Source organism: Nocardia sp. NPDC004722 (assembly GCF_053601505.1).
In genome coordinates, this window is the sequence record NZ_JBSGBY010000279.1 from 1 (window position 1) to 10798 (window position 10798).

Sequence of the window (10798 nt, forward strand, 5' to 3'; positions counted from 1 at the left end):
CGATCATCGTGACCGTGGTCGCGGCGCTCATCCTGAGTCAGGCCGCGACCACGAAGACGATGATGCCGCTGGGCATGGCCCTGGGCATCCCCTCGGCGCAGTTGGTGGCCATGCTGCCCGCGGTCGCGGCGCTGTTCATCCTGCCGGTGTATCCGACCAGCATCGCCGCGGTGAATTTCGACCAGAGCGGGACGACCCATTTCGGGAAGTACGTGCTCAACCACTCGTTCATGCGTCCCGGTCTGGTCACTCTGGTCGCGTCCATCGCCATCGGCTACGGACTCGCGGCGATCATCGGCTGATCAGTCCCGCATGAGCTGCTGGGAGAAGAACTCGTAGATCAGCCCGGCCTGGAACGCCGACTGCTTGTTGTCCGCCGCGCCGCCGTGACCGCCCTCGATGTTCTCGTAGTACCAGACGTCGTGACCCTCGGACTCCAAGAGCGCGGCCATCTTTCGCGCATGACCCGGGTGCACGCGGTCGTCGCGGGTGGAGGTGGTGAGCAGGATCGGCGGATACCGCCGCTCCGCGCTGGTGTTCTGGTACGGCGAGTACTTCGAGAGGAACTCCCACTCCTCCGGCTTGTCCGGGTCGCCGTACTCGGCGATCCAGGACGCGCCCGCCAGCAGCAGGTGATAGCGCTTCATGTCCAGCAACGGCACCTGGCAAACGATGGCCCCGAACAACTCCGGATACCGGGTCAGCATGACGCCCATCAGCAGGCCGCCGTTGCTGCCGCCGACCGCGCCGAGCTGCTCGTGAGTGGTGATGCCGCGCGCCACCAGGTCCCGGGCGATGGCCGCGAAATCCTCGTACGCCTTGTGCCGGTTGGCCTTCAGCACCGAGGTGTGCCACTCCGGGCCGTACTCGCCGCCGCCGCGGATATTGGTCATCACGTAGGTGCCGCCGCGTTCCAGCCAGCCCATGCCGACCGCGCCGAAATAGCCGGGGGTGCGCGACACCTCGAAACCGCCGTAGCCGGACATGACGGTCGGGCCGGGCGTGCCGCGCCGATCGTGGTGGCGGATCACGAAATACGGGATCCGGGTGCCGTCGTCGGAGGTGGCGAAGAACTGCTCGGTCTCGATGCCGTCGGCGTCGAAGAATTCCGGCTCCTTCTTGAGCACCTCGACCGGGCCGCCCACCGAACCCTGCATGAGCGTGGTGGGGCGGGTGAAACCACTGGTGGAGAGCATGAATTCGTCGCCGCCCTCCAGGCGGTCCAGGTTCATGACGCTGGTGGTGGCCATGCGCGGGGTGTCCGCGAGTGGTTCGCGGGTCCAGCCGTCCGGGCCCGGCGTCAGCACGTGCAGGTCGGTCTGCACATCGCGCAGGGTGATCAGCAACAGGTGGTTCTCGGTCCAGCCGTAGCCGTGCAGGGCGGTGTGCTCGTCGGGGGTGAACAGGACCTCGAAATCCCTTGCCCCGGAAAGGAATGCCTCGAAGTCGGTGGCCAGCAGCGAGCCCGCCGGATAGGTGACGCCGCCGACCTCCCACGGCGACTTCAGGCGCACCAGCAGCAGGTCCTTGTACCAGGATTCGCTGGCGTCGCTGGGCACGTCGATGAAGCGCAGGGTGCCGTCGGACTCCAGCAGGTAGACCTCCTCGTTGAAGAAGTCGGTGGCACGGCCCAGGAAGTGCCGCTCGTAGCCGGGGGTGCGGTCGTAGCCCGCCGAGACGGCCACATCGGTGACCTCACCCTCGTAGACGAATTCGGCTGCCTCCAAAGGTGTTCCGCGGTGCCAGCGCTTCACCACGCGCGGGTAGCCGGAATCGGTGAGCGAGCCCTCGCCGAAATCGGTTCCCACGTACAGGGTGTCGTCATCGATCCACGCGAAATCGGATTTCGCCTCCGGCAGGTAGAAGCCACCGTCCTCCGGCGCGATGAAAGCCTTTGCCTCGATATCGAATTCGCGCACCACCTTGGCGTCCGCGCCGCCGCGCGAGAGGCTGATCAGCGCGCGGCGCTGCTCGGGCCGCAGCACCGCGGCGCTGCCCCACACCCAGTTCTCGCCCTCGGCCGCGGCCAGCGCGTCCAGGTCGATGAGGATCTCCCAGTCCGGCTCGTCCTTGGCGTACTCGGCGAAGCTGGTGCGCCGCCACAGCCCCTTCGGATGGTCGCGATCGCGCCAGTAGTTGTAGAGCCACCGCCCCCGCCGTCCCGGGTACGCGATGCGGGTATCGGTATCGAGCATGGCCAGCACCCGCGCCTCGAGCGCGGCGAACCGCTCCGAGGCCGCGAACCGGGCCTTCGTCACCACATTCCGCTCTTGCGCCCACTCCAGGGCGCGCTCGCTCTCGACCTCTTCGAGCCACAGGTAGGGATCCGTCACGCCCTCTCCAACACCGGTCATGGGCTCATTGTTGCCGAGCGCCCCGTTCGCCGTTCGCGAACGTCCCGCCGGGGCCGCGTCGGGGGTCCCGCGGTAGTGCTGGTGCTCGCCACACCGATCGGTAGGATTGCGGCTTCGAAGCCCGTCCGCGAGGAGGTTCGGTGTCGCCGCAACAAAGTTCGGGGGCCGGCCGGCCCCGGCTGTGGGAGCAGCACTGCTGCCTGCCGCTGCTGCCGACCGCGGATGTGACCGAGCTGCTTCGGTATCCGACCGGTTCGTATCTATCGGTGAATATCGGATATTCACCGCAATCCACGCGGGAATCCTTGGAGCTGGTCACGCAGTTCCGGCGGGATGCCTTGACCGACGAGCGGTTTCGGCTGGTGCACAGCATCGAGGACGCCTGGCCCGAGGTGCCGACCGCGGAGACCGAATCCACCGTGGCACTCGCCTTCGACCTCGAGGACTCGGGGCCGCTCGAGGGCGATCTCGACAATGTCGAGCTGTTCTACGAATTGGGGCTGCGGTCGCTGCTGCCCAGCTACAACTACGCCAATGCGGCGGGCTGCGGCTGCCTCGACACCGAGGACACCGGGCTCACCGGGTACGGGCGGGAGCTGATCCGCAAGCTCAACGAGGTCGGGGTGTTCGCCGACGGGTCACACTGCTCGCGGCGCACGGGACTCGACATCTCCGAGACCACCACCGTGCCGATGATCTACAGCCACTCGAATTTCGCGGCGCTGTGGGCGCATCCGCGCAATATCACCGACGATCAGGCCAAGGCGTGCGCCGCCACCGGCGGGGTGATCGGCATCAACGGGGTCGGAATCTTCCTGGGGCGCAACGAGGCCCACGCCCGCGCCGAGCGGGTCGCGGCGATGGCCGATCACGTGGCCTACGGTGCGGAACTGCTCGGGATCGAACACATCGGTGTCGCCTCCGACTTCTCCTTCGACGCCGACGAATTCAACGCGGTCATCGATTCGATGCCGGAGACCTTCTCCGAGGAATACACCAAGTTCGGTCCGCTGCAGTGGGTGCCGCCGGAGGACCTGCTCGGCCTCTCGGAGGTGCCGGGACTGGACGCGGAGTTGGCGGCGCGCGGGTTCTCCGAAGCCGACCGGGCCGCCGTCTTCGGCGGCAACTTCGCGCGCGTGGCCCGGCAGGTGTGGCGGGATTAGACTCGCCCGCAGGTTGCTCGAATGTCCTTATCCGGCTCGCCGATCGAGAGGGATGCAGCGATGACAGAGCTCGACCCGGCCGTTGCGAAGTTCGTCGACGCGGTGAACGCGGGCGACGCGGAAGCCTTCTTCAAGACCCTGACCGCCGACGCCAGCATGAGCGACGACGGTCAGGAACGGAATCTCGCGCAGTGGACCGAATCGGAGATCTTCTCGACCAACGGGCGGATGAAGGTCGAATCGATCGGCGGTCCGACCGCATTCGTGGCGGACTATTCGAATGATCGCTGGGGTGCGATGCGCACGGCGTGGCGGTTCACCGTCCGAGATGGACTGGTCAGTCGCTTCGAGACCGGGCAAGCCTGAGCAGAAACCGGGCAATCGTGACGGCTCTCACGTGTTCCACGTCTCACGTGGGCGGGGGATGCCGAAGTGAGCGCCGGACAACAGGTCTAGTCTCGACTGCGTGACTTCCCACTACGATGTCGTCGTTCTCGGCGCTGGTCCCGGCGGTTACGTCGCCGCGATTCGCGCCGCTCAACTCGGCCTGCGAACAGCGATCGTCGAGCAGAAATACTGGGGTGGCGTGTGCCTGAACGTGGGCTGCATTCCGTCCAAGGCACTGCTGCGGAACGCGGAGCTGGCCCATATCTTCACCAAGGAAGCGAAGACCTTCGGTATCTCCGGTACCGCGAGCTTCGACTTCGGCGCGGCGTTCGACCGTAGCCGTTCCGTCGCGGACGGGCGGGTCAAGGGCGTCCACTTCCTGATGCGGAAGAACAAGATCGACGAGTTCGACGGGAAGGGCACCTTCACCGGCCCGAAGTCGCTGTCGGTCGCGCTGACCAAGGGCGGCACCGAGGAGATCACGTACGACAACGTGATCATCGCCGCCGGCACCGAGACCAAGCTGCTGCCGGGCACCTCGCTGTCGGCCAACGTGGTCACCTACGAGGAGCAGATCCTCACCCGCGACCTGCCGGGCTCCATCCTCATCGTGGGTGCGGGCGCCATCGGCATGGAGTTCGCGTACGTCCTCAAGAACTACGGCGTGGACGTCCGCATCGTCGAATTCCTCGACCGCGCACTGCCGAACGAGGACGCCGACGTCTCCAAGGAGATCACCAAGGCGTACAAGAAGCTCGGCATCACCATCACCACCGGTGCGGCCGTGCAGTCCATCGACGACGACGGGTCGAAGGTCACCGTCGCGATCAAGGACAACAAGTCCGGCGCGATCGAGACCGTCACCGTGGACAAGGTGCTGCAGGCCGTCGGCTTCGCGCCGCGTGTGCAGGGCTACGGCCTGGAGAACACCGGCGTCGCGCTGACCGACCGCGGTGCCATCGCCATCGACGATTACATGCGCACCAACGTCCCCGGCATCTACGCCATCGGTGACGTCACCGCCAAGCTGCAGCTCGCGCACGTCGCCGAGGCGCAGGGCGTGGTGGCCGCCGAGACCATCGCCGGAGCCGAGACCCAGTCCCTGGGCGACTACCGCATGATGCCGCGCGCCACCTTCTGCCAGCCGCAGGTCGCCTCCTTCGGTCTCACCGAGGAGCAGGCCCGCGCCGAGGGCTACGACGTGAAGGTCGCCACCTTCCCGTTCATGGCCAACGGCAAGGCCCACGGCCTCGGCGACCCGACCGGCTTCGTGAAGCTGATCTCCGACGCCAAGTACGGCGAACTCATCGGCGGCCACCTCATCGGCCCCGACGTCTCGGAGCTCCTCCCCGAGCTGACCCTGGCCCAGAAGTGGGACCTCACGGTCAACGAACTGGCCCGCAACGTCCACACCCACCCGACCCTGTCGGAAGCTCTCCAGGAAGCGATCCACGGCCTCGCCGGCCACATGATCAACTTCTAACTCTCAGGGCTCTCAGGGGCTTCGCCCCCGAACCCCCTCGAGATTTCGGGGGGAGGCCCCCGGACCCCTCGAGAATTCGGGAGCAGGCCCCCGGACCCCCGGGACGGCGGGGAGCCCAGGACCCCGAAGCGGCCCGGGGCCAGCGAAAGACGCTGGCCCCGGGCCGCTTTCATAGTTGGGCTGTCAGTCCGCGATATGTAGGCGGCGGTGCAGGGCGTAGACGCGGTCGGTCAGCTCCGGGAAGGGGCCGGAGACGGGGATGCTCGGGGCCACCTCCTGGATGGAGAGTGCGCGGACCGGTCCGGCCGGTACGCCGAATTCGTTGAGCCACTCCGTGAGTTGGGCGGTGGAAGCGGCGTAGACGATGCGGCCCAGGCCGACCCAGGCGTGGGCGGCCGAGCACATCGGGCAGTGTTCGCCGGAGGTGTAGACCGTCGCGGTGGCGCGCTCCTCGGGGCTCAGGTTCTCGCCCGCCCAGCGGGCCAGATCGAACTCGGGGTGGCGGGTCTGGTCGCCGCCGGAAACCCGGTTGCGGTCCTCGGCCAGCACCTTGCCGTTCGCGTCCACAAGCAGGGATCCGAAGGGCTCGTCGCCCGCATCCAATGCCTCCGTCGCCAACTCCACGCAGCGCTCCAGATAGTGCAGGTCGTTGTCGACGGACATGCGATTCCTCTTCTCGTGCGGGTTCGGGCCGTCTGGGATCCGGGGCTTGCCCCGAGTCTTCGAGGGGGTCCGGGGGCTTGCCCCCGAGTTCTCGTGGGGGGTTCGGGGGCGAAGCCCCTGAGAGTCCCCGAGAGTTGGGTCTATTCGCGGTGGTAGGCCGTCTGGGCGGCCGTGATGGCGTCGATATTGGATTCGAGGATCTCGATGAGGGCGACCAACTGGTCGGCTACCTGCGCGCCCAGGTCGGTCAGCGTGTACTCCACGACCGGGGGGATGGATTGCTGGACTTCGCGATTGACCATGCCGTCGCGTTCCAGGGTTTGCAGGGTTTGCGAGAGCATGCGTTCGGAGATGCCGTCCACGCGGCGGCGCAGGGCCGAGAAGCGGTAGGGACCCTCGCGGAGGGCGGCCAGGGCGAGGACGCCCCAGCGGCTCGCGACGTCCTGGAGGACGGGGCGGGACTGGCAGTTGCGGGCGAAGACGTCGGCCTCGAGCGTGGGGTCGACCGCGAACGCCTGGTCGGGGGGCCGATCTGTCATGGGTTTCAGGTTACCTGTCATTCGGGTAGCGGTTTGGGAATGGGATGTGCTTACTATTAGTTAGTACATGTCGAGAGTGCAGTTCATTCCCTGAAACCGTGGAGGAAGAGTCATGACCGTCGCAGTCACCGGAGCAAGTGGTCAGCTGGGTCGTCTCGTCGTCGAGGCGCTGTTGAAGGATGGGTCGCAGCCGGTCGTGGCGGTGGTCCGCGATCCCGCCAAGGTCGCCGACCTGGCCGAGCGCGGGGCCGAGGTGCGGGTCGCGAGCTTCGATGATCGGGCGGCGCTGGAGCAGGCGTTCCAGGGTGTCGACCGGGTGCTGCTGGTCTCCGGCAACGAGTTCGGCAAGCGGGTCGAGCAGCACACCAACGTGCTGCGCGCCGCCGAGGCCGCCGGAGTGAAACTGCTGGCCTACACCAGCATTCCCAAGGCCGAGGCCAACCCGCTGATCCTCGCCCAGGAGCACACCGGCACCGAAGCCGTGCTGGCCGAGGCGAAGATCCCGACCACCGTGCTGCGCAACAGCTGGTACTGGGAGAACTACACCGGCGGCCTGGCCCACGCCGTCGAGACGGGCACGCTGTACGGCGCGGCCCGCGAGGGCAAGGTGTCCGGCGCGTCCCGCGTCGACTACGCCGAGGCCGCCGCCCGCGTCCTCACCACCGACGGTCACGAGGGCAAGGTCTACGAACTGGGTGGCGACGAGACCCTCACGTATGCCGAACTGGCGCAGGTGATCTCCGAGGTCTCCGGCAAGCCGGTCAGCTACCAGGACCTCCCGCAGGCCGATTACGCCGCGGCCCTGCAGGGCGCGGGCCTGGACGCCGGTTACGCCGCGGTCCTGGCCGACGCCGACGCCGGCATCGCCGACGGCATCCTGACCGTCGACTCCGGCCACCTCCAGCAGCTGCTGGGTCGGCCCTCGACCCCGGTCGCCGAGGTTTTCCGCGCGGCCCTGAGCTGAGCCGCCACACCCAGCCGAATATCGACGACGGGCAGGCCCGCTAATACCAGTTGTGGGCCTGCCAGAAGTCCCAGGCGGCATTCGGGCTGCCGTAGCGGGAGACCATGTAGCGGTAGGCCCAGCGCAATTGGGTGAGGGGGTTGAACATCCAGTCCGGGCCCTCGCTGAACATTTTGTGCGCGGGCAGGGCTTGGGCGAGACCGTAGGCGCCGGAGGTCGGGTTGATGGCGAAGACCTGCCAGTTGCTCTCGTGGGTGATGATCTCGTTGAAGGACGCGAATTGTTCGTCGGGGACGATGAATCGGGCCACGGTTTGCAGCGTCGGTTTGGTGTAGCGCTGGGCCGTGCCCATCAATTGCAGCAGGCTCGCCGGATCCACCGGCAGCGCGACCGGGATTTCCCCGGATTGGGCGATCGGGCTCGCGATATCGGTGCGTGCGTCGGCACTGCCGATGGCGACGGTCAACGGCGTGAGTGCGGCCAGCAACAATCCGAGCAGGGCCGCCCGGAATGGCCTTCTGGAGTCATCGAAAACGCGCAACGCCTGGTCCTTCCGTGTTGTTCTCCGCAACGCCAAGTGGTCACAAAAAGCCACGAAAAAACAGACCTATCTGTCTTCGAACGAAATCGACGGTAACCCCTGGCAATTCACGCCAGGGGTGAGCGACACGCCGAAATGCCTGATCAGGGCAGATTCACAGGATCAGCGAGCAGATTCACCGGCGCCTTGTGCGCGGTCCAGCAACAATTCGCGCTCGGTCGTATTGGCCGTCAACGCGGCCGCCCGCTGAAAAGCCGCCCGCGCCTCGGATTCCCGGCCCAATCGACTCAGCAGATCCCCGCGCACCGCGTGCAGCAGGTGATAGTCGTCGAGCGTCCCGGTCGCGGCGATGGCATCGGACAATTCCAATCCCGCGGCCGGACCGTACACCATGGCGACCGCGACCGCCCGATTCAACTCCACCACCGGTGACGGAAAGCGTTGCGCCAGGATCGCGTACAGCCCGGCGATACGCCGCCAGTCGGTGTCCTCCGCGGTGGGAGCCATGGCGTGCACGGCCGCGATGGCGGCCTGCAGGGCGTAGCGCCCGGGCTCGCGGTCACGGGTCCGGTTGAGCGTGTGCGCGCGGGCCAGGGCGGCGAAACCACGCTGGATGTAGAGCCGATTCCAGCGCGAGCGATCCTGGTCGGGCAGCAGCACCAGGCCGCTGCCGGAGTCGCTGCGCGCGGTGGTGCGCGACGCCTGGAGTTCGAGCAATGCCGCCAGCGCGTGCGCCTCGGGCTCCTCCGGGAGCAGGCCCGCCAGGATGCGGGCCAGACGTACGGCGTCCTCGCATAATTCGGCCCGCAGCCAGCGTTCCCCGGAGGTGGCCGTGTATCCCTCGTTGAAGATCAGATAGATGACCTCCAGCACCGAGTCCAGGCGCGCGGTCAACTCCGTGCCCTCGGGCACCTCGTACGGCACCCGCTTCGCCGCGATGGTGCGTTTGGCGCGCACGATGCGTTGCGCCACGGTCGATTCCGGGACCAGATAGGCGCGCGCGATCTCGGTCGTGGTCAGGCCGCCCACCATGCGCAGGGTGAGCGCGGCCCGCGCGGGCGGCGTCAGCACCGGATGGCAGGCAGTGAAGATCATGCGCAGCAGATCGTCGGCGATGCCCGGCTCCGGCGCACTCGGCTCGTCCGCGGCGAAGACCGTCTCCCGCCCGAGCAACTCCAGCTTTCGCGCGAAGTTCGCGTCCCGTCGAATCCGGTCCACGGCACGATGTTTCGCGGTCAGCATGAGCCACCCGCCCGGATTGGGCGGGACGCCGTCGCGCGGCCACTGCTCCAGCGCCGCGACGAGGGCATCCTGCGCCAACTCCTCGGCCGTCGAGATATCCCCGACCATTCTGGTCAGCCCGGCGACCAGTTTCGGCCACTCGATCCGCCAAGCCGCCTCCACCGCCCGCCGTGCGGGATTCAGTTCTGGCCGTCCTCGATCTTGCGCACCTCGACCTCGAGGTTCCATTCCGGGCCGTGGACGCGGAGGAATCGGCTCGCCCATTCCTGCGCCTCCTCCGTCGAACGGGTTTGGAGCAGACAGTAGCCGCCGATGATCTCCTTGGACTCGGTGAAGGGGCCGTCGAGGACGGTCTGTTTGCCGTCGGTCTGGCGGATGCGGACGGTCTCGTCGACGCCGAGGCCCGCGGTGTCGAGCAGCACGCCCGCCTTGGTCATTTCTTCGATGAGGGCGTTCATGTCCTCGATCAACGCCTCACTCGGACCGTTCGGGGCCTGGCTGGGATCCAGTCGAATCAGCACCATGTGTCGCATGTTCCGATCCTCTCTCTACGCGACCGCGTAGCGGGCGTAAACGGCGCCGGCGTCGAAGGTCTTCGACTCCAGCAGGGTCAGGGTGGTCTCGAATTTGCCGGGGAACAGCGGTGTTCCGGCGCCGACGGTGATCGGGTGGATGACGATCCGGTACTCGTCGATGAGTCCGGCGTCGGCGAACCAGTGCACCAGGCTCGGGCTGCCGTAGATGACCATCGCGCCGCCGTCTCCGGCCTTCAACTCCGCGATCCGCGCGGCCCCGTCCTTGCCGATGATCCGGGTGTTGTTCCAGCCCGGCTCTTCCAGGGTGGTCGAGAAGACGAGCTTGTCGACCTGGGTGACCCAGGCGGCGTGCTCGAGGTCGTGGGCGGTGGCCTCCGGATTGTCCGGGACCGACGACCAGTGATCGCGCATGCCGATGAAGGTCTTGCGGCCGTACACCGTGGTGCCGACGTCGGCGCGGATGTGCGTGTCGTGGAAGGCGGCGAGGTCCGGGCTGTAGCCGTGTCCGGTCCACTCCAGGCCCATTTCGGTGGCGGAGGTCGCGAACCCGTCGAGGCTCATGTGCGAGAAGGCCACTACCTTGCGCATCGGTTTTCCTTTCGAAGTTGCGGGACCCTGGTTGGTCCTCACCTACTCCTCGATCGGGGTTCGCGGGAATCGACACACTCGACGGAATGTTTTTCGGCGAGTGTCAGTGCTGGTTGCTCAGACCATTGGACGCTGGTCACTCAGACCCATTGGACCAGCTGGATGACGATGCCGTTGGGGTCCAGCGCCTGGAAGTAGCGCTCACCCCACGGCTCGGTCTCGATGGGCGTCACGATCTCCACGCCCTCGGCGCGCACCCGCTCGTATTCGGCGTCGATGTCGTCGACGCCGAACACGACCAGCAGCCCCTCCCCGGCGCTGCCCGCGATGCGTTCGGG

At 67.2% G+C, this 10798-nt stretch carries 12 protein-coding genes and 1 pseudogene; 5 read left to right on the plus strand and 8 right to left on the minus strand.

Features of this window, described 5'->3' with window-relative positions; all coding sequences use genetic code 11:
• Positions 1–302: pseudogene (locus ACWELQ_RS25115) on the plus strand (C4-dicarboxylate ABC transporter); the annotation flags it as partial.
• Here the strand turns inward: ACWELQ_RS25115 and ACWELQ_RS25120 are convergent.
• Entirely contained in the window at positions 303–2354 is a 2052-nt protein-coding gene (locus ACWELQ_RS25120; protein ID WP_452399502.1) for a prolyl oligopeptidase family serine peptidase, read from the minus strand.
• Positions 2355–2494: 140 nt separating this feature from the next.
• Between ACWELQ_RS25120 and ACWELQ_RS25125 the strand changes: the two genes are divergently transcribed.
• The 3 genes from ACWELQ_RS25125 (at position 2495) to lpdA (ending at position 5387) form a co-directional block, all read left to right on the plus strand.
• Positions 2495–3517 (plus strand): dipeptidase, encoded by a 1023-nt coding sequence (locus tag ACWELQ_RS25125; RefSeq protein WP_452399503.1) that lies wholly within the window; start codon positions 2495–2497, stop codon positions 3515–3517.
• A 60-nt stretch (positions 3518–3577) separates the two neighbouring features.
• The gene (locus ACWELQ_RS25130) at positions 3578–3883 is read left to right on the plus strand and encodes a nuclear transport factor 2 family protein (protein WP_452399504.1); all 306 of its coding nucleotides are present in this window, start codon (positions 3578–3580) and stop codon (positions 3881–3883) included.
• A gap of 100 nt (positions 3884–3983) precedes the next feature.
• The gene (gene lpdA / locus ACWELQ_RS25135; RefSeq protein WP_452399505.1) at positions 3984–5387 is read left to right on the plus strand and encodes a dihydrolipoyl dehydrogenase; all 1404 of its coding nucleotides are present in this window, start codon (positions 3984–3986) and stop codon (positions 5385–5387) included.
• 183 nt (positions 5388–5570) lie between these two features.
• On the opposite strand, the gene ACWELQ_RS25140 is transcribed toward lpdA, so the two are convergent.
• Together ACWELQ_RS25140 and ACWELQ_RS25145 are read right to left on the minus strand one after the other, a co-directional pair.
• A complete protein-coding gene (locus ACWELQ_RS25140; protein ID WP_452399506.1) occupies positions 5571–6050 on the minus strand; it encodes a nucleoside deaminase in 480 nt (159 codons plus the stop codon).
• Between the two features lie 140 nt (positions 6051–6190).
• Complete coding sequence (locus ACWELQ_RS25145; protein WP_452399507.1) at positions 6191–6589, minus strand: winged helix-turn-helix transcriptional regulator; 399 nt, start codon at positions 6587–6589, stop codon at positions 6191–6193.
• Positions 6590–6701: 112 nt separating this feature from the next.
• On the opposite strand from ACWELQ_RS25145, the gene ACWELQ_RS25150 reads away from it, so the two are divergent.
• Entirely contained in the window at positions 6702–7553 is an 852-nt protein-coding gene (locus tag ACWELQ_RS25150) for an SDR family oxidoreductase (protein WP_452399508.1), read from the plus strand.
• Between the two features lie 40 nt (positions 7554–7593).
• On the opposite strand, the gene ACWELQ_RS25155 is transcribed toward ACWELQ_RS25150, so the two are convergent.
• The 5 genes from ACWELQ_RS25155 to ACWELQ_RS25175 form a co-directional block, all read right to left on the minus strand.
• Positions 7594–8094 carry an aggregation-promoting factor C-terminal-like domain-containing protein gene (locus tag ACWELQ_RS25155; protein ID WP_452399509.1) on the minus strand — a complete coding sequence of 167 codons (501 nt, stop codon included), beginning with the start codon at positions 8092–8094 and terminating at the stop codon, positions 7594–7596.
• A 162-nt stretch (positions 8095–8256) separates the two neighbouring features.
• Positions 8257–9564: an RNA polymerase sigma factor gene (locus ACWELQ_RS25160; RefSeq protein ID WP_452399510.1), complete on the minus strand. Its 1308-nt coding sequence runs from the start codon at positions 9562–9564 to the stop codon at positions 8257–8259.
• Entirely contained in the window at positions 9516–9869 is a 354-nt protein-coding gene (locus tag ACWELQ_RS25165) for a YciI family protein (RefSeq protein ID WP_452399511.1), read from the minus strand. The genes ACWELQ_RS25160 and ACWELQ_RS25165 overlap by 49 nt, the downstream gene beginning before the upstream one ends.
• A gap of 15 nt (positions 9870–9884) precedes the next feature.
• On the minus strand, positions 9885–10460 hold the full coding sequence (locus ACWELQ_RS25170; protein WP_452399512.1) for a dihydrofolate reductase family protein: 576 nt from the start codon (positions 10458–10460) through the stop codon (positions 9885–9887).
• A gap of 140 nt (positions 10461–10600) precedes the next feature.
• Positions 10601–10798: VOC family protein (locus tag ACWELQ_RS25175; protein WP_452399513.1), on the minus strand; the 198-nt coding region annotated here is incomplete at its 5' end.

Bases quoted from the DNA above. Each gene is read 5' to 3' on its own strand.
- ACWELQ_RS25120 (WP_452399502.1), bottom strand. From the start codon at position 2,354: ATGACCGGTGTTGGAGAGGGCGTGACGGATCCCTACCTGTGGCTCGAA.
- ACWELQ_RS25150 (WP_452399508.1), top strand. From the start codon at position 6,702: ATGACCGTCGCAGTCACCGGAGCAAGTGGTCAGCTGGGTCGTCTCGTC.
- ACWELQ_RS25145 (WP_452399507.1), bottom strand. From the start codon at position 6,589: ATGACAGATCGGCCCCCCGACCAGGCGTTCGCGGTCGACCCCACGCTC.
- ACWELQ_RS25140 (WP_452399506.1), bottom strand. From the start codon at position 6,050: ATGTCCGTCGACAACGACCTGCACTATCTGGAGCGCTGCGTGGAGTTG.
- ACWELQ_RS25170 (WP_452399512.1), bottom strand. From the start codon at position 10,460: ATGCGCAAGGTAGTGGCCTTCTCGCACATGAGCCTCGACGGGTTCGCG.
- ACWELQ_RS25160 (WP_452399510.1), bottom strand. From the start codon at position 9,564: ATGGAACCTCGAGGTCGAGGTGCGCAAGATCGAGGACGGCCAGAACTG.
- ACWELQ_RS25130 (WP_452399504.1), top strand. From the start codon at position 3,578: ATGACAGAGCTCGACCCGGCCGTTGCGAAGTTCGTCGACGCGGTGAAC.
- ACWELQ_RS25165 (WP_452399511.1), bottom strand. From the start codon at position 9,869: ATGCGACACATGGTGCTGATTCGACTGGATCCCAGCCAGGCCCCGAAC.